The organism is Agrobacterium sp. LY4 (assembly GCF_001526585.1).
Taxonomy (GTDB): domain Bacteria; phylum Pseudomonadota; class Alphaproteobacteria; order Rhizobiales; family Rhizobiaceae; genus Agrobacterium; species Agrobacterium leguminum.
The window spans coordinates 57,988-75,217 of sequence record NZ_ASYA01000005.1 but is presented as its reverse complement, the minus strand read 5'-3'; the positions used below and the strand labels follow the sequence as shown (position 1 = coordinate 75,217).

The 17,230-nt window shown below is 57.0% G+C and carries 16 protein-coding genes and 1 pseudogene; 10 read left to right on the top strand and 7 right to left on the bottom strand.

The window, feature by feature from the left end:
* Positions 1 to 72 precede the first annotated feature (72 nt).
* A complete protein-coding gene (locus L904_RS07355) occupies positions 73 to 1,047 on the top strand; it encodes a CoA ester lyase (RefSeq protein WP_020810022.1) in 975 nt (324 codons plus the stop codon).
* Positions 1,048 to 1,076: 29 nt separating this feature from the next.
* On the opposite strand, the gene L904_RS07350 is transcribed toward L904_RS07355, so the two are convergent.
* The 6 genes from L904_RS07350 to L904_RS07325 form a co-directional block, all read right to left on the bottom strand.
* A complete protein-coding gene (locus tag L904_RS07350; RefSeq protein ID WP_020810021.1) occupies positions 1,077 to 1,886 on the bottom strand; it encodes a helix-turn-helix domain-containing protein in 810 nt (269 codons plus the stop codon).
* Positions 1,887 to 2,338: 452 nt separating this feature from the next.
* On the bottom strand, positions 2,339 to 3,538 hold the full coding sequence (locus L904_RS07345) for an ABC transporter substrate-binding protein (protein ID WP_031233819.1): 1,200 nt from the start codon (positions 3,536 to 3,538) through the stop codon (positions 2,339 to 2,341).
* A gap of 54 nt (positions 3,539 to 3,592) precedes the next feature.
* Positions 3,593 to 4,564 carry a branched-chain amino acid ABC transporter permease gene (locus L904_RS07340; protein WP_020810019.1) on the bottom strand — a complete coding sequence of 324 codons (972 nt, stop codon included), beginning with the start codon at positions 4,562 to 4,564 and terminating at the stop codon, positions 3,593 to 3,595.
* A 9-nt stretch (positions 4,565 to 4,573) separates the two neighbouring features.
* Positions 4,574 to 5,446 carry a branched-chain amino acid ABC transporter permease gene (locus tag L904_RS07335; RefSeq protein WP_020810018.1) on the bottom strand — a complete coding sequence of 291 codons (873 nt, stop codon included), beginning with the start codon at positions 5,444 to 5,446 and terminating at the stop codon, positions 4,574 to 4,576.
* A 9-nt stretch (positions 5,447 to 5,455) separates the two neighbouring features.
* Entirely contained in the window at positions 5,456 to 6,163 is a 708-nt protein-coding gene (locus tag L904_RS07330; protein ID WP_020810017.1) for an ABC transporter ATP-binding protein, read from the bottom strand.
* Positions 6,160 to 6,930 carry an ABC transporter ATP-binding protein gene (locus L904_RS07325; protein ID WP_020810016.1) on the bottom strand — a complete coding sequence of 257 codons (771 nt, stop codon included), beginning with the start codon at positions 6,928 to 6,930 and terminating at the stop codon, positions 6,160 to 6,162. Before L904_RS07325 ends, L904_RS07330 begins: the two co-directional genes overlap by 4 nt.
* A 58-nt stretch (positions 6,931 to 6,988) precedes the next feature.
* Here L904_RS07325 and L904_RS07320 point away from each other — a divergent pair, with 58 nt between their 5' ends.
* On the top strand, positions 6,989 to 7,882 hold the full coding sequence (locus L904_RS07320) for an RraA family protein (protein WP_245285033.1): 894 nt from the start codon (positions 6,989 to 6,991) through the stop codon (positions 7,880 to 7,882).
* A gap of 57 nt (positions 7,883 to 7,939) precedes the next feature.
* Entirely contained in the window at positions 7,940 to 8,857 is a 918-nt protein-coding gene (locus L904_RS07315; RefSeq protein WP_020810014.1) for a cyclase family protein, read from the top strand.
* A 22-nt stretch (positions 8,858 to 8,879) separates the two neighbouring features.
* Here the strand turns inward: L904_RS07315 and L904_RS07310 are convergent.
* Positions 8,880 to 9,817, bottom strand: a pseudogene (locus L904_RS07310) (LysR family transcriptional regulator).
* A gap of 253 nt (positions 9,818 to 10,070) precedes the next feature.
* Between L904_RS07310 and L904_RS07300 the strand changes: the two are divergent.
* The 7 genes from L904_RS07300 (at position 10,071) to L904_RS07270 (ending at position 17,197) form a co-directional block, all read left to right on the top strand.
* Positions 10,071 to 11,354 (top strand): methylaspartate ammonia-lyase, encoded by a 1,284-nt coding sequence (locus tag L904_RS07300; protein ID WP_059762485.1) that lies wholly within the window; start codon positions 10,071 to 10,073, stop codon positions 11,352 to 11,354.
* The gene (locus L904_RS07295; protein ID WP_020810010.1) at positions 11,351 to 12,502 is read left to right on the top strand and encodes a CaiB/BaiF CoA-transferase family protein; all 1,152 of its coding nucleotides are present in this window, start codon (positions 11,351 to 11,353) and stop codon (positions 12,500 to 12,502) included. Before L904_RS07300 ends, L904_RS07295 begins: the two co-directional genes overlap by 4 nt.
* Before the next feature lie 51 nt (positions 12,503 to 12,553).
* Complete coding sequence (locus tag L904_RS07290) at positions 12,554 to 14,197, top strand: GMC family oxidoreductase (RefSeq protein WP_020810009.1); 1,644 nt, start codon at positions 12,554 to 12,556, stop codon at positions 14,195 to 14,197.
* Between the two features lie 53 nt (positions 14,198 to 14,250).
* On the top strand, positions 14,251 to 15,183 hold the full coding sequence (locus L904_RS07285) for an alpha/beta hydrolase (RefSeq protein ID WP_020810008.1): 933 nt from the start codon (positions 14,251 to 14,253) through the stop codon (positions 15,181 to 15,183).
* Between the two features lie 162 nt (positions 15,184 to 15,345).
* Positions 15,346 to 16,095 (top strand): LuxR family transcriptional regulator, encoded by a 750-nt coding sequence (locus L904_RS07280; protein ID WP_020810007.1) that lies wholly within the window; start codon positions 15,346 to 15,348, stop codon positions 16,093 to 16,095.
* Positions 16,096 to 16,161: 66 nt separating this feature from the next.
* Positions 16,162 to 16,827 (top strand): acyl-homoserine-lactone synthase, encoded by a 666-nt coding sequence (locus L904_RS07275; RefSeq protein ID WP_020810006.1) that lies wholly within the window; start codon positions 16,162 to 16,164, stop codon positions 16,825 to 16,827.
* Between the two features lie 22 nt (positions 16,828 to 16,849).
* A complete protein-coding gene (locus L904_RS07270) occupies positions 16,850 to 17,197 on the top strand; it encodes a hypothetical protein (RefSeq protein WP_020810005.1) in 348 nt (115 codons plus the stop codon).
* The last annotated feature ends 33 nt before the right edge of the window (positions 17,198 to 17,230 follow it).

Sequence of the window (17,230 nt, the reverse complement as noted above, 5' to 3'; positions counted from 1 at the left end):
ATACCGTTTATTGTGGTTTTCCATCTCGTTTCCAGATTGATCAGATAAACTCGACTTCCATCTTGAGGGAAGATGGGTAACTGCGACAAAACATATTTGACCGCTTTCAAACCGCATGGACAATTCCACGATCCTTTGAACCTCTATGGACTCGGTCGATTTATGACGAACACTCATCTACAGCGCGCTTACTGGCGATCCCTCCTCTTTGTCCCTGCAAACAACCCGCGCTTCGCAGAGAAGGCGCGCACCTCGACTGCGGACGCCATTATCCTGGACCTCGAAGACGCTGTCTTGCCGGAGAACAAAGCTGAAGCACGGGATGCGGTATTCGAAGTTGCAAAAGGTCTCAAGAAAAAGGGGCGTGACATTCTCGTGCGGGTCAATCGCCCCTTAGATTTGGCCGTGCGCGACATCGAGGCGGCCGTCTGCGAGTCCGTCACAGCCATTGTTGTTGCAAAGGCAGGAAGCGCGGAGCATCTTGCGCTGCTGACCGAGGTGATCGAGCATCGCGAAGCCGCAATAGGTCTTCCGATCGGCCATACGCAAATCGTGCCACTGGTCGAAACCGCTGATGCAGTGGCTCGGCTGAACGAAATTTCGTCCACACCACGCGTGGTCGCTATCGTTTGCGGTGACGAGGATCTCGCCGCAGATCTTGGCTGCGATCCAGCATCCGAAACGGTCACAGCAATCAAGTATCGCCTGATCGTTGCAGCGGCGCTCATGGGAATTCGGCCATTGGGGCTAATCGGATCGATCTCCGAATTCCGAGATGCCGACAGATTCCGGAGCTTCGTCAGCCGTTCAAGCGCCGCGGGGCTGAAGGGCACCTTGTGCATTCATCCAGCGCAGGTTGAGATAGCAAATGAGGGATTTGCACCTTCTCCAGCCGAACTCGACTACGCACGGCGGGTCGTGGACGCCGCCGAGGCCGCACGTGCCAGTGGCACCGGCGCGGTTGGGCTGGACGGAAAAATGGTGGATGCGCCGGTCATTCGCCGCGCAGAGGGTCTTTTACACGCAGGACTGTTTTACTCGCGCTGAGACGAATAGAGGCGATCAAGCCGATCGCCTCAACCCGCACGAGGTAACAGCAGCATTTCGGTGGTGTCGTTCAGAGCCCTCGCGTTCTGCCTTCGACGGTTTGGAGTCGTTCCCAGCAGCTTCTTAAAGGCGATCGTTAAGTGGCTCTGACTGGCAAAGCCGCACATCAGGGCGACTTCGCATAGAGGAGTGTCGGTATCGTCGATCATTTCCTTTGCCCGCTGAGTCCTTCGCAGCATAATCCATCGGTGAGGTGTCTCGCCCGTCTGCTGTCTGAAACTGCGGCCAAAATGTCTTCTGCCTACACCTGCAATAGCAGCAAGCTCATCCAGATCGATCGTCTCTCCCAGCCGGCTGTCAACGTATTCTTCGACCTTGCGCAGGCGCCAGAGTGGCATAACGGTCGGTGTGGGCACGTTGCTTCCGCCTGTCTTTAGAAGGAGGTGGGACAATATGGAGATCAACACACCATCGGCAAAGTTACGCTCCGCGATACCATCGGTCTCCAAGCAATCCCAAAGTCGACGGAAGAGAATTTCTAAAAAGGTGTCCGAAAAGGCGCGCTCGGCCAAAAGCCAAAGGGCATTTTCTACCGCCCTAACGCTTTCCGCGTAAAGGGCTTCTAGAATGGTCGAGATTGGCATCATCACAGCAAGGCTCTGATGTCCGACAGGCACGTCCCACGGGCTCTCCACGTTCGGAGGAAACACGGTGAAGCTTCCGTGCATGGCGTCGCCCAGACATTCTGTTCCCGCTGGGCAGTCGAATATCGTGAGTACAATTGTCAGTTCACCGCGTTCGAGATTCGGCGCTTCAGCTTCCGCGCCAAGATTCGCCATCCGGAAGACATGGCGACCGACCGACCTGCGGATCCTCTGCCGGCCAGTGCAATTTGCCGGGGTGGTTCGCAGCCTTCCACTATGTCGATCGAAATCGATTGTTGATCTCGAAGTTGACATTTCTCGCCCCTCTCAGAATTGGGGTCGGCGTAAGGGAGAGCCGCAATGTTCAGGTTTCGCCTGCTCTATTGCTTTCCTGCTCTCGCGGCCGCGCCCGTTCGTTCCCAAACTCAAGACACAGCTTCGCTCCCGTCCGAAACATGGGTCTCGTCGTTGAATCCACGGCGTTGGCCGAGAGGTGCTGCTTTTCTGCTCTTGGTTCCAAGTCTTTCGCACTTCTTGGTCAATCGCAAATACAGAAACTATCCCGAACCCATCTCGAAACGAGATGGGTCAACTGCCAAAAAAACGGCGCGACAAGGTCGCGCCGTTCGGATGTCAGGTGGGCATTGTTACTTCATCGACTCTTCAGCCACCCAGTCGTTGCCTTCCACCTTGAAGAGTGAATAGTCGCCGGGGACGTCACCATTCTTGTCAAAGTCGAGATCGCCGGACGCTCCCTTATAATCGATCGCCTTCCCCGCAGCGATCAATTCCTTTGCCTTCTTCCACTCGCCGGGAAGGATGGGCTCACCACTTCCGCTGGAGATTTCGCGCAGCGCCTGGGGAAGCTTCGACTTGTCGCCGCCGGCCTTTTCGATCGCGAGAGCGACCATGAAGACAGCATCGTAGGCTGTGTTGGTGAAGACTGCATTCGGGTCGCCGCCGGACTCCTTAAACGCCTTGTTGAAGATCTCGGCCGCATCCGACTTCACCGCAACCGGCGCGGAGGCGCGAGCTTCCGTGAGATTCTCAGCACCGACGCCCTTAATTGCTGCCGGGGTCTTCATGGCTTCGCCGCCATAGTACTTCTGGAAGAAGTCATTCTCCAGTGACTCGCGGAGGATCGTAAGGCCGGCGCCGTCGCCATAGTCAAAGAGAACGAGGGTGTCGGCTCCGCCTTTGGCAAGCTCTGCGAGGTCAGAGCGGTAGGAGGGCTTACCTTCCTCGTGCGCCGCATAGCTGGCGATCGTGCCGCCGTTCTTCTCAAACTCGGTTTTGAATGCTTCAGCAAGGCCCTTGCCGTAGTCGTTGTTCAGGAAGGAGACGGCAACGGTCTTCGTGCCGCGCGCGATTACGGTGCGGGCAAGAGCCTGCCCCTGATACTCGTCCGAAGGTACCGTCCTGAAAACCGTGTCGTTGTCTTTGAGCGTGCTGATCGCAGGCGACGTACCGCCCGGAGTGATGAGGACGATTCCAGCAGGAATGGTCACAGAGTTCGAAGCCGCGATGACCGCGCCAGAGCACCACGGTCCCACAACCGCGATAGCTCCGGAGACATTCACTGCCTTGTTAACAGCATCCGCACCAAGTTGCGGATTGCAGCCGCTATCACCAACCACGCCGACAAGCTTGTCACCCGACAGCAAGCCGCCCTGGTCGTTCACCTGCTTGATTGCAAAGTCGTAAGACTTCATGACTTCCGGCGCCATTGCGGCAATCGCACCGGTGATGTCGCCGACGATGCCGATTTTCACATCTGCGGCGGTGGCAGGTCCAGCAAGCGCCGTCGCGCCGAGCAGCATTCCAAGTAAAGCAACCGATTTCTTCATTGTTCACTCCGTTTAATTGTTCCCCGGACGGGTTTTTTTGTTGCTGATTTCTCGTCAAGTTATCTTGGCGGCGGGCACCCCCTCTCTGCCGTTTTCCTTAAACTTAGAGACCGGCTCGGGAAGAATGCCTTCCGATCTGAAGCGCAATACGAGCTGCAGCAGCAGACCGATGAGGAAAATGCGGCCGTACTTCGCCTTGAGTGCGAGAGCCGTTGGAAGTTGGTCGGTCAGGATTTCAGAAGCCGACCAGATGACCCAGACGATAACGACGCCGAGAAGTACGCCTCGGTTGTTTCCTGAGCCCCCAAGGATGACCATGATCCAGATCAGGAACGTTGCCATCATGGGGTCCACAGCCTCAGGCGTGATCGCCCGATTAAGATGCGCATAGAGGGCACCGCCCAGACCCATAAGGGCTGCACCCAGCACGAATGCCTGAAGGCGACGAAACGGTATGTCTTTGCCCATCGCAGTCGCCGATATTTCGTTGTCCCGGATCGCTCGCATCATCCGGCCCCAAGGAGCCTTCGATTGTTTCTCCACCAGAAGGTAAACGGCTAAAAGGACAGCAGCGCAAAGCCCGAGATAGGCGAGCTGGGATTGCGTGTATGGCAAATCACCGAAGGGGCGGGGGACGTCGGTGACGCCACGGGACGAGCCAGTCAGCCAATCCTCCGAGCGAGCGACGAGCCGGATAAGCTCGGCAATTCCGAGGGTGACGATCGCAAGGTAGTCGCCGCGGAAGCGCAGGCACAGCTTGCCGATAGGCAAGGCGATCAACGCCGAAACCGCCATCGCACCGATCACCCCGACATACTCAGGCAGCGAGAAGCCGCCCAGCCGGTTTTCGACATACGGCGATGTCAGGATTGCGGACGTATAGGCGCCGACCGCAAAAAATCCAGCCACTCCAGCGTTGAAAAGACCAGCGTATCCCCATTGCACGTTCAGGCCAACTGCGAGGCAGCCGTAGATGCAGATGAACGTGGCGAGGTAGACGACGTAATTCAGAAAACCAAGATCCATGTTCGGCTCCTACAAAATCTTGCCTTTGAACAGCCCGGTCGGACGAACGAGCAGTACAAGGAGAATGATGGCGAATGAGCTCAGCGCCTTGTATTCGCTAGGAATAACCATCACCGACATCTCCTCGATAACTCCGACGAGCAAGCCGCCAATGACGGCGCCTTCGATGCGCCCGACCCCACCGAGGATCGCGGCTGCAAAAGCCGGAAGGAGGATGTTAAAGCCCATCATCGGCTTCAGTTCGGTGGTTATGCCGAGGAAGAAGCCAGAAGCTGCGCACAGAGCCCCGACGATGGACCAGGTTAGGACGATGACGAGGCGGTTATCCACGCCGGACAGGAGAGCTAGGTCGCGGTTGTCCGACATCGCCCTCATCGCCTTGCCCCACTTCGTCCGCTGAAGGAAGAACATGAGCGCGACTATGATAAAAACGAGCGCAAGAACTGCGAGAAGCTCCGGCGTCTTCACCCGAACACCGAGCCATGTTTCCGGCCGAGAAATACCGGGCGTGTAGGTAGTCGTTTCAACACCCCAGAACACCTGGACGAGGGAGCGCATCATCAAGGCGACGCCGAGCGATGCGATCGTCGTGAGTATCTTGGGACGATCACGCAAATGCTCGTAGAAGAGCTTGTCCACTCCCACGGCGAGGATTGTGGAGAAGGCAATCGCGACAACCAGCCCGATATAGGGCGATAAACCCAGCCCGGCGACGACAGCGAGCGCTACAAACGCGCCAACGGTCGCTAGGTCACCATGCGCAAAATGCGCATGGCGCATGATCGAGAAGACCAGCGTGATTCCCACAGCCGACAGTGCGTAAACCGAGCCGAGAACAACTCCTGGCACGAGGTAAAAATTGATGAAGTTCAGAAGATCCATTGGAGCCGCCTATCCGCCCAAGAACATTTCAGCGACAGCTCTGTCTGCGAGAAGCTCGCCCCCAGTGCCATGGTGACGATTTGCCCCGGCCGCAAGCACGTAGGCGCGGTCGGAGAACGCGAGAGCTTGCTTCGCATGTTGCTCGACGAGCAGAATTGCAACGCCGGCGTCGCGAACATCGCGGCAGATTGTGAAAATCTGCTCCATGTACTTCGGCGAAAGCCCCGCCGTCGGCTCGTCAAGGAGAAGGACTTTCGGGTCGAGCATAAGCGCTCGGCCCATTGCGACCATCTGGCGCTGCCCGCCTGAAAGACTTCCTGCTGCGGTCTGCCGCTTCCCTTTAAGGTCTGGAAAAAGGCCGTACACACGGTCACAAGCCGCTGAGAAGTCGCCCTTCCGCAGGAAAGCTCCCATTTCAAGGTTTTCGTGGACCGTCATATCCCGGAAGATATTGTCGACTTGGGGCACGTAGCTGATTCCAGCCTGCACGATTCGGTTCGGTGCCCAGCCGGTGATGTCCGTTCCGGCGATCACAACCGAGCCTGCCCTAATGTGGAGCAGACCGAAGATCGTTTTCATCGCCGTGGATTTTCCAGCGCCGTTCGGACCGACAATCGCGACGATCTCGCCTCTGTCGACATTGAGAGAGACGTTGGAAAGGATGTCGGTCTCTCCGTAGCCTGCCCGCAATTTGGTCATTGTTAGGAGCGCGGTCATGCTGCTTGTCCTTGCGCTTCGCCGAGGTAGGCTTCGAGGACGCGAGTATCGGAGCGAACGTCATGAAACCCGCCTTCGATCAGAACGCTGCCTTCGGCCATACAGATCACCGGATCACAGAGCTTTTCGATCATCTCCATGTCATGCTCGATCAGGATGAATGTGAAACCGCGCTCGCGATTGAGGTACTGGATTTTCTCCTCGAGCTTGCGAAGCAACGTACGATTCACACCCGCGGCCGGCTCGTCGAGCAACACGAGCTCCGAGTGCGTCATCATTGTCCTTCCCAGCTCGAGGAGCTTCTTCTGGCCGCCGGAAAGACGACCGGCACGTTCACGGCCCACATGCGTAAGCTCTAAGAACTCGAGTACTTCCCACGCCTTGGCTAGCGTCGCCTTTTCAACCGCGCGCACCTTCCCGGGCACGAACCAATTGGTGAGGAGGCTCTCACCCGGTTGACCGGGAGGAACCATCATCAGGTTCTCCAAGACGGTAAGGTGCTGAAATTCGTGCGGGATCTGGAAGGTCCGCACCAAGCCACGATGAAACCGCCTGTCTGAGGAAAGACGCGTGACGTCTTCGCCTTTGAACAGAATTTTTCCGTTGCTTGGAGGAAAGGCGCCGGCGATGAGATTGAACATCGTCGTTTTGCCGGCGCCGTTCGGACCGATAAGTCCGGTGATCGTCCCCTTCTCAATAGAGAAGGTGCACTTGTTGATTGCACGGAAGTTTCCGAAGGCCTTTTCGACCTCTATACATTGGAGCATCCATTAGTTCCCGATTATTTGAGATTTTATTGCGCGTTTAGAGGCGCTTTAGCTCGGAATGTTATCCGGCGTGGAAGGGCGCTGCTTCCACCGTTCGGCACGCTTTTTCATGAAATGGACATGGCGATGCCCGAGCGCGTCGCAATGCAAGACGGGAGAAGAACCATCTAATTTCGAGATGGTGCCCCGATATTTTCTATATTTGTCGCTGCGCTTTTTGAGCTGCATTGTCGCGAAACAATACGGTTACTTCAGAAGGAAGCGTCCGTTCGTGGGGCGCATGGAGCTAGGCATGTCGGTGCAAATACAGACCTACGTCCAGCGAATGCACGACGGTGATTTGCTGGATCGATGGCGGCAGGTTCCGACATCTGTGGTCGCTGATCTCCAGCATGGAAAACAGGTCGATCCTTCAATTCGTCCGATCAGACCGGCTGGCTCCCAGCCCCGGCTCTTTGGTTTTGCCGTGACGGCGCGATGCGAGCCGCCGGACTTTGGAGCCGTGCTGCATAGCATGGATCTCCTTCAATTTCAAAGTGTGCTGGTGATTGCCGCCAATGGTCACCGGGAAACGGCAATGATCGGTGACATTCTCGGCGGTTACGCGCGCAAAAATGGTGCCACAGGTCTCGTCTGCGATGGCGCCGTACGTGACGTCGGCCGCTTAACCCAGTGGGATGACTTTTCGGTCTATGCCCGTTCAGTAGCCCCACTCGGCCCACGGTCCGGCGAGCGGGGTGCCGTCAACATTCCCGTCGGAATCGGCGGAAAAATTGTTTCGCCCGGCGATTTGGTCTTGGGTGATGACGACGGCGTCGTCGTTCTTTCACCCGAAGAGGTCGTGGATTTGATCGACGGTGCGGAAGAGAAACTTCGAAAGGAGCGGGCCTGGGAGAGTGCTTTCTCATCGGGAGAGACCGCGAGCCGCGTCTTCTGCCTCCCACGGAGTTAATCGGTGCAATGGTGCAAAACAAAGGGGAATAATATGAAAATGAGGAAGTATCTGTTTATGACGCTCGGCGCGGCGATGTGCGCTACGACAGTTGGAAATTTTGCCCTGGCCGATGAGCCAGGGCTCTGGAAGGCCTACAACGAGACTTTTAAGACCGCGAAATACGTCGATCTCACGCACACTATCACGCCCAACATTCCGGTATGGATAGGCTTCGGTGGTCCTACCTTCTTGCCGGCATCCGCAGGCGTTGACATCGAGGGATATGTAAAGAAGGGGGATGTTTTTACCTTCGAGAAACATGGCTTCGAAGCGACCAGCTATGTGCTTCGCACGGACCAACTCGGTACGCAGCTTGATCCTCCGGCGCATTGGGCTCCCGAATATGCCGCTATCGACGAAATTCCGGCGACCTATACCATACGGCCGCTAGTCGTCATCAACATCGAAGACAAGGTGAAGAAAGACTTCGGCTATTCCCTGCAGGTGGCCGACGTTGAGGAATTCGAAAAGAAGCACGGAAAGATACCCGAAGGTTCGGTGGTCTTCGTACGTTCAGGATGGTCGAAGGAATGGCCTGATCCAGCGCTAGCAAAGAAGAAGCCTTTCCCTGGCGTTGGCTTGGAGGCGTTGAAGTTTCTCCACAACGAACGGAAAATCCTTTTCCATGGCCATGAGCCGCTCGACACCGATGCGACCCCGACGCTCGAAGGTGAGCACTGGTTGATGCACAACGGTTTTGCTCAGGCCGAAGGTGTCGCAAATCTCGATAAGGTTCCTGAGACCGGCGCGCTTGTGGCGATCGGTTTTCCGAAGTTCGGCGGCGGACTGGGTGGATACGCGCGCTATATCGCGATCTGCCCGCCGGACTGGCAGTATGGGGTCACGATCGGCGAAGTTGCTGAAGCGCCGCTTCAGAAGTTCGACAAGATTCTGAAGTTTGACGAAAAGGCCGGCATGCGCGTCCGGCAGTGATCTCGATGAGCCGGTCCCGATCTCAGATCGGGGCCGGCAGGTCCTCCGGTAACATTGCGGGCCATTTGCCGTCATGCGTGAGCTTTTGGACCACTTTGGGGACCAACGCCCGCACGGCTGCTACTTCTACCGAGCGTTCATCCCTCGGGTTGACCGCGAGAACTACGGAGCGCGTGATGACAGGATCGACGATCCGAAGCGTTCTCACTTGACCAAGGGATGCCTCGCGTTGGACGCCCGATGGCGTGAGAATTGAGTAAGCTTTTCCGTCCATCACCATATTGATGATCGTCGATAGGGAATCGACCTCAAATTTTACGTCGAGTGTGCAGCCGTGCTGGGCAACGACATCTGCGACCGAACGACGGACGTTGTTGACGCGCATCGGTACTGCCAACGGAAACTCGTGTAACTCTGACAGGCGAATGGTATCGCCGAACGGTGGCTCATTCGGAGGAGCTACCAGGCAGAATTCCTCTCTTGCAAGCACGGTTGCTGAGTTTGCATTCTCTACAGTTCTATAAAGGATCGCGAGATTGAAGCGGCCGGCAGCCATCGCTTCCTCGATCGGCCCACTCATGCCTTCGACAATCTTCAGGGACACCTTCGGCAGTTGCTCTTTCGCCCAGGCGAGAAGGTCCGCCACCATCACCTTTGCAGCACCGGACGGAATGCCGATCGTCACCTCGCCAGAAGGTGATTTTGCTTTGCTGGTGAGCTCTTCCTCTGCGAGTTGAACTTGATGGAGTATGGTCCGAGCATGCTTCAGGAGTTTTTCTCCTGCCGAGGTCAGCGTTATCCCGCTACGGTCGCGGACCATGAGCTGCGTCCCAAATGCCTCTCCATTTGGCGCACATGGAGACTGATCGCGCTCTGTGCAACATTCAAATGCGCGGCAGCTTTCGTGAAACTACCTGCCTCCACGACTCCCACAAAATACTTCAGCTGCCTTAGATCCAACGGGGAGCGCCCTTTCACATCGCCATCGGCGGGCGATTTCCGGAAATCATTGTGTTTTCAACGTATTTACACATACTATCTCGAAACCAGATGGCTGGAAAGTAGAAAATGTATTGGATTGTTTCGCGGCCCGACGGCCATATTGGCGGCGAGAGCTGGCACTCTTTCAGCTTGGCGAGGAAGGCGGCGGACAAGATTACATTGAAGTCTATCGCACTCCGTTCACCAACCATTCCAGAACGAGCGATCAACGATGGGAACTTCCCCTAAAATTAGAGATGTAATTCTAGCCCCCGGCAACGGCAGTTTCTTCTATGACGATCAGGCTGCAATTCGCGCAGGCGTGGGGCATGACGGCTTCTGCTACGTCGGTCAGCCGGTCACACCGGGCTTCAAGACAATCCGGATGCCGTCGCGCTCGTTGAGCATCGGCCTAGTATTGGACGACGACACGATTGTCTGGGGCGACATGATGAGCGTGCAGTACTCCGGCGCTGCCGGACGGGATCCGCTGTTTCAGATCGAGGTGATCGAGACGCTCGTGCGATCCGTGATCATTCCGCGGCTCCTCGCCGCGGACGCTTCGAGGTTCCTTCCCGCGTGCGACGAGGTGCTAGCCTACCACGGTGGAAAGCGACTTCCGCTCGCGATCGAATACGGCGTGAGTCAAGCACTTTTGCGTGCCGCCGCCCACATCGCGCGCACGACGCTTGCCGAAGTGGTTTGCAGTGAGTTTTCGCTTCCGCTGCCGGAGAAGCGTGTCCCGATCTTTGCCCAGAGCGGTGATGCGAGGGAGATCAACGTCGACAAGATGATTCTGAAATCTGTCGACGTTCTCCCCCACGGTCTCTTCAATTCGCGTGAAAAGTTCGGCCCGTCTGGTGAAACGTTCCGCGAGTTCGTGCGCTGGGTCGCAAAACGAACGACTGAGATCGGCGAACCTGGCTACCACCCGGTCCTCCATTTCGACGTCTATGGATGGATCGGTCTCGAAATCGGATTGGATGCCGAGAAAATCGCCGACTTCATTTCCCGCGTAGCCGATGATGTGCCCGGCTTCCGGCTGAATATCGAATGCCCAGCCGACTTCGGCTCGACGGCCGCCCAGCTTGACGAGTACGCGAAGATCATCTCGCTGCTCGACGCGCGCGGCACGAATGCGCGGATTGTCGTCGACGAGCGATGCAACACGCTGGAAGACATCAAGCTCTTCGCGAACGCAAAGGCCGCCCATCTCGTGCAGATCAAGATGCCCGACGTCGGATCCATTGCGGACACAGCGCGAGCTGTTCTCGTCTGCAAGCAGAACGGCGTCGGCGCCTATGTGGGCGGAAGCTGCGCTGAAACCGATCTGTCCGCCAGAGCGGCGGTGAACGTTGCCGTAGCCACGCAGGCGGACATGATGCTGGCGAAGCCCGGCATGGGCGTAGATGAAGGCATTTCCATCGTCGGGAATGAGCAGAGCCGTCTGTTCTCCGTTCTGGATTACCGGCGCTCCCGTAGTTCCGAAACGAAGATCGAGGCGGTATCCGCATGACGAAGGCATTGGAAGGAATCACCGTTGTCGCAGTCGAGCAGGCCGTGGCCGCTCCCTATGCGTCGTCGCGACTGGCCGATGCAGGCGCACGCGTCATCAAGATCGAGCGCCCGGAAGGGGACTTTGCCCGCAATTACGACAAACTCGTGCGTGAGCAGAGCGCATACTTTGTATGGCTCAATCGGGGCAAGGAATCGATCTGCCTCGATCTTACCGCCGATGAAGATCGCGCCATCCTCGACTCTATGATTGCCGAGGCGGACGTCTTCGTCCAGAATCTCAAGCCTGGCAGCATCGGAAAACTTGGTTTCGGGTCGGCCGAATTGCGAAAGCGCTTTCCCCGGCTGATCACCTGCGACATATCCGGCTTCGGCGAAGGCGGAGCGCTTTCCCATTTGAAGGCCTATGATCTGATCGTCCAGGCGGAGACCGGTCTATGCGCCATAACCGGGACGTCGCACGGCCCGGCTCGCGTTGGTGTCTCAGTGTGTGACATCTCGGCCGGTATGACTGCGCTTAACGCGATCCTTCAGGCGCTATTCCAGCGAGAGCGTACGGGTGAGGGTGCAAGCATACAGGTTTCGCTTTTCGATGCGATCGCCGACTGGATGAATGTTCCTGTTCTGCAGCACGACTACAGCGAATATCATACGGCTCGCGCCGGTGTGAACCATCCGTCGCTCGCGCCCTATGGCGCATATCGCTGCGCCGACGGGAAGGACGTCATTTTTTCTGTTCAGAACGATCGCGAATGGGTGAATTTCTGCGCGAAATTCCTCCATCAGCCGGAACTGACCCGACGCGCCGGCTTTGCCGATAATATGGAGCGTCTCGGCAACCGTGCCCAGTTGGACTCCATCATCAATGCCCGCTTCGCAGAATTGACGAGCGATGTAGCGATGAAAGAACTTGAAGCGGCTGGAATGGCCTATGGAAGGCTCAACCAAGTCGCCGACGTTTCCCAACATCCGCACTTGAGACGGGTTGGCGTCGCCACCCCCGGCGGCGAGGTGGAAATGATTGCGCCTGCCGCGATATTCAATGGTGACAAGGCGCCGGCTTTCCGTGCCGTCCCAGCCCTTGGCTCGCACACAGAAGCTCTCAAGCAGGAGTTCAAGTCCTCCATGCCACAGCGAGCGAACAACTAGCCGATCGATCGCATCGGTCATCAAATTGCAAATATAGAAAGTGAACTGGCAATGGCACGCTCCGACGAAGCATCGGAATCTTTCGACTATATCATCATCGGAGCGGGCACCGCCGGGTCGATCATCGCGTCCCGTCTTGGCGAGGATCCGTCCCTTTCCATTTGCGTAATCGAGGCCGGCCCGAGCGACTTGCGCCCGTACGTCTATCTTCCGGCCGGGTTCACCAAGACCCTGACACAAGACGCGGTGACATGGCAGTTCAAGACCGAGCCGACGGAGAATACAGGGGGACGACGCATCTCGACGACCCAGGGCCGTGTGGTTGGTGGATCTGGCTCGATCAATGGATTGATGTACAATCGCGGCCAGCCCCAGGACTATGACCACTGGGCGCAACTCGGCAATCGCGGCTGGGGCTACAACGACATTCTTCCCTATTTCAAACGTTCGGAGGCGAGAATCGGCGAGGCCGACGACGCGATCCGGGGGCGGAGTGGCCCGGTTCCAGTGACCGATATGGACTGGGTCCATCCGGTATCCGAAGCGTTCATCGCCACAGCGATGAAACGTGGCCTTCCCCGCAATCCGGACTACAACAGCGGCGATCAGGAAGGTGTCGGCTACTTCCAGCGCTACATAAAGAATGGACTTCGCGTGAGCACTGCCGCCGCGTTCCTGCGGCCGGCCTTGAAGCGCGGTAATATTAAGCTCATCACGAGTGCGCGCGTAACCTCTCTGGTGATCGAAGGAGGCGCCGCGCAAGGCGTCAGGTTCGTCAGATCTCGTGGAGGAGCGGAGACCACCATCCGCGCTCGTCGAGAAGTCATCGTATGCTCCGGAACGGTCAATACAGCCCGTCTCCTCCAGGTCTCCGGTATAGGGTCGGGCGATTTGCTCAATGAGCTGGGTGTGAACGTCGTCCGCGAGCTCCGCGGCGTTGGCCAGAACTTGATCGACCACTATTCGGCTCGCGCTGTCATGCGTGCGAAACGGGACGTGGTGACGCTTAACGAGATGGCGCGCGGCCCGCGACTGGTTTGGCAGGTTCTCCGTTGGCTCGCACGTCGGCCGAACATCCTGGCATTGTCGCCATCGCAGGTTTTCCTTTTCCTGAAATCCGACAAAAGTCTGGATCTCCCTGACCTTCAGTGTGTCTTTACGCCGGGCAGCTACAAGGAGGGGAAACACTACGTTCTCGACTCCTATCCCGGTGTGACCGCTGGTGCCTGGCAGCACCGTCCGCTCTCCAAAGGCTATGTACGCGCGGTGTCGAAAGACGCTTGGGTCGATCCCGTTATTCAACCAAACTATCTGGACCATCCAACTGACCAGCAGGTGATGGTCAGAGGCATGCAAATGATACGAGAATTGCTTCATGCGCCAGAACTCTCACAATATCTCGTTGAAGAGACTGTTCCTGGTCCGCGGGTAAAGACTGATGGGGACATGCTCGACTTCGTGAAGAAAAACGGCTCCACGGGCTATCATTTGGTCGGAACCGCACGGATGGGCGGCGTAAACGACCCCCTCGCAGTCGTTGATGATCAACTGAGAGTGTTTGGAATCGACCGTCTGCGTATCGCCGATGCATCGATCATGCCGATGATACCTTCGGCGAACACATATGCAGCTTCCATGATGATCGGCGAGAAGGCCGCCGATCTGATAAGGGGCAAGACATTCGCCACGGTGTAACTCTGAAGCGACGGCGGGTAAGGCACCGCCCGCTTCCTTTAGCGGAGGAATTCTTGCAGTTGCATCCGAAAATCGCTGAGGCTTTGCTAGCAGCAAAGGGAAGCACGCCGTTGCACGAATTGCCCGTCGAAGAGGTACGTCGGCTTTCTCGCCTAGCCTATGAGACGGGTGCACCAAAGCTGACGCTTCATTCGGTTCTAGACCAAATTTTGGACCTCGACCGATCACCCGTACCTGTCCGAGTTTATCGCCCGACTGACAAAACGGGACTGCCCGTGACGGTGTTCTTTCACGGTAGCGGCTTCTGTATTCTAGACATCGATACGCACGATGCCTTTTGTCGTTTTCTCGCTACGAGAACCCAATCGATCGTCGTTTCGGTCGACTATGCTCTTGCACCCGAAGCACGATTTCCGGCGGGACTTAACGATTGCGTTGATGCCACACGATGGGTCCAACAGCACGCCATTTCGCTCGGAGGCGATGCGAACAAGTTAGTACTCGTCGGCGACAGCGCGGGTGCCTGCCTGGCTCTTCTATCGGCCCTGAGACTTAACGATAGTAACCGCCGCGTTGTTAGCGCGTTGATGTTGCTGTTCCCTGTCGCTGATCATTACAGTTCGCAACGAGCTTCTTATGAGCACTTCGCCACAGGCTTCGGACTTACCGCAAAGATGATGCGCTGGTTCTGGGACCATTACATCGATTCCGAGGCGACAGAAGCGATTGCTGCGGCTGCACCGCTTCGTGCTCCCACATTCAGTGCGCTTCCGCCATCATACATACAGTTAGCGGGATTCGACGTGCTGTTCGACGAAGGACGCGCGCTTGCGGCGAAACTCGTGGCGGATGGAGTACCTACCGAACTGGATGTCGCAGGAGATATGAACCACGGGTTCATCCGGTGGCTGGGACTGATTAAGGAGGTCGATGCACATTTAGAACGTGCATGCAGTTGGCTCGAACGACGCTTTTACACGCGTTGATTGATCGCAAGACGACACTCTGCGGATCTCGACTTCTTGGCTCCGCCAACCTCGGGAAACGAGCACTCAATATGTTATACCATTACGATAGACTATCGGAGAGCAAAGCCCCTTGGCCGCACTGTCGATGTCGTCAAAGAGCGTGTTCTTCCGGAGTTTTAAATGGAGAAATTACGGGTACTGGATGATTTTGAAAATCTCAGCCTAAAAATACAGAATGCACCGAGTGTCGATGATGCACTCCGCATTCTGGAAGCGGCGTACGGGATCGAGTTTTCCACCTACCATCTGGCTCTGACCGTAGCAGACGTGGTCGACACTCCGTACGTTCGCACAACCTATCGCGATGCTTGGGTAGCGCGCTACCTGCTGCGGGGATACGTGAAAGTCGATCCGATCGTGCGCGAAGGTCTCATCCGGCAAATGCCGTTCGATTGGCGCGAGGTCGAGGTTCCACAGGCAGCCCATGACTTTCTGCTCGACGCCCAGGAACACGGCGTTGGAGCCAATGGATATTCCATTCCCATTGTCGACAAGAAGCGCCGTGCTCTCTTATCGTTGAACTCCAGGAAGCCCGCCAGCGAATGGAGCAACCTGGTCCAGACGTATGGCCACGAGTGGCTCGATCTTGCATTTTTGATCCACAGAAAAGCGGTGTTCGAACTTCACGGCGAGCATGATCCAATCCCGCAGCTCGGTCCGCGCGAGAAGGAATGCCTTTACTGGTCCGCTCTTGGAAAAACGAACGATGAAATCGCCGAAATCCTCGGCCTCTCAATGCACACGACGCAACGATATCTGATGTCGGCACGCCACAAGCTCGGAGCGGCGTCGACCACATCGGCAACCGCTCTTGCGATTCAGCTCCGCCTGATAAACCCCTATGGCAATACCCAGGATTCGGGGAGCTAATCTCCGAATATATCGCGCGCGCGAATCCTGTTGCACGCTGGCCTCGATCAATATGCGGAGGCAAGCATGTATCTCCTTATTCAAGCACACGAATATCAAAAATATACCGTACTGCTCGATCAGTCGTTCCGGTTGAGAAAAAGAGTTTTTGCAGACCGACTCGGCTGGGACGTGTCCGTATCCGGCCATCGCGAACGGGATCGCTATGACGAACTCCACCCAGCTTATCTGCTGTGGTGCGATGAAGATCGTAGGCAGCTTTATGGCTCTGTTCGCCTCATGCCAACGACTGGTCCGACGCTGCTCTATGACGTCTTTCGCGAGACATTTCCCGATGTGTGCGACCTGATCGCGCCTGGCATCTGGGAGGGCACGCGAATGTGCATCGATGAGGATGCCATCGAACGTGACTTCCCTGACATGCGACCGGACAGAGCCTTTTCTCTGCTGCTTCTTGCCTTGTGCGAGGCGGCGCTTGCCAGTGCAATCCACACCATGATCTCGAACTACGAGCCGCACATGCGGCGTGTTTATCAAAAAGCCGGCGCCGAACTCGATGAACTCGGCCGTTCCGATGGCTATGGCCGTTTCCCGGTCTGCTGCGGTGCGTTCGAGGTTTCGCACCGCGTCCTCGGTGTCATGCGCGCCAAACTCCGGGTGGGCGAGCCGCTATATCGCCGACCAGCGTTTCCATCGCGCGCCACCTCCGCGCCGACATTGCAATTTGCGTGACCAGGCAACCCAAGAAGTTCTCATGGCAAAACATAATTCCGAAACGGTTGTTGCGGTCCCAGATGCGGACCGGATCGCTGAGACGTTATGCGGATCACTCCGCGATTGCGCCCTGTCGATCGACACCAATCGTGCCGACCAGGTCCTGAACTTTGGCGACGGCAGGGCGATCATCAAGGCGAACGTTTGCGGCCTACATCTTCGCGTGGAGGCTGAAGACCTTGCAACATTCTTCGGAATCCGGTCCCTGCTGCAAGTGGCCCTGTCTCGGGCCTTGAATGATCAGTCCGGTCATCTCGAATGGCATACGGCTGGCGACGAGCTGTCCGACATGATTGGTCGGCGGGCGGGCCGCACCGGCCGATGCTGACAGGGCGTGCGCTGGTTAATAGGGGTCGATCTT

Bases quoted from the DNA above. Each gene is read 5' to 3' on its own strand.
- L904_RS07295 (WP_020810010.1), top strand. From the start codon at position 11,351: ATGACGAAGGCATTGGAAGGAATCACCGTTGTCGCAGTCGAGCAGGCC.
- L904_RS07290 (WP_020810009.1), top strand. From the start codon at position 12,554: ATGGCACGCTCCGACGAAGCATCGGAATCTTTCGACTATATCATCATC.
- L904_RS07280 (WP_020810007.1), top strand. From the start codon at position 15,346: ATGGAGAAATTACGGGTACTGGATGATTTTGAAAATCTCAGCCTAAAA.
- L904_RS07275 (WP_020810006.1), top strand. From the start codon at position 16,162: ATGTATCTCCTTATTCAAGCACACGAATATCAAAAATATACCGTACTG.
- L904_RS07345 (WP_031233819.1), bottom strand. From the start codon at position 3,538: ATGAAGAAATCGGTTGCTTTACTTGGAATGCTGCTCGGCGCGACGGCG.
- L904_RS07270 (WP_020810005.1), top strand. From the start codon at position 16,850: ATGGCAAAACATAATTCCGAAACGGTTGTTGCGGTCCCAGATGCGGAC.
- L904_RS07320 (WP_245285033.1), top strand. From the start codon at position 6,989: ATGTTATCCGGCGTGGAAGGGCGCTGCTTCCACCGTTCGGCACGCTTT.
- L904_RS07300 (WP_059762485.1), top strand. From the start codon at position 10,071: ATGGGAACTTCCCCTAAAATTAGAGATGTAATTCTAGCCCCCGGCAAC.
- L904_RS07335 (WP_020810018.1), bottom strand. From the start codon at position 5,446: ATGGATCTTCTGAACTTCATCAATTTTTACCTCGTGCCAGGAGTTGTT.
- L904_RS07350 (WP_020810021.1), bottom strand. From the start codon at position 1,886: ATGGCGAATCTTGGCGCGGAAGCTGAAGCGCCGAATCTCGAACGCGGT.
- L904_RS07340 (WP_020810019.1), bottom strand. From the start codon at position 4,564: ATGGATCTTGGTTTTCTGAATTACGTCGTCTACCTCGCCACGTTCATC.
- L904_RS07330 (WP_020810017.1), bottom strand. From the start codon at position 6,163: ATGACCGCGCTCCTAACAATGACCAAATTGCGGGCAGGCTACGGAGAG.
- L904_RS07355 (WP_020810022.1), top strand. From the start codon at position 73: ATGGGTAACTGCGACAAAACATATTTGACCGCTTTCAAACCGCATGGA.
- L904_RS07325 (WP_020810016.1), bottom strand. From the start codon at position 6,930: ATGCTCCAATGTATAGAGGTCGAAAAGGCCTTCGGAAACTTCCGTGCA.
- L904_RS07315 (WP_020810014.1), top strand. From the start codon at position 7,940: ATGACGCTCGGCGCGGCGATGTGCGCTACGACAGTTGGAAATTTTGCC.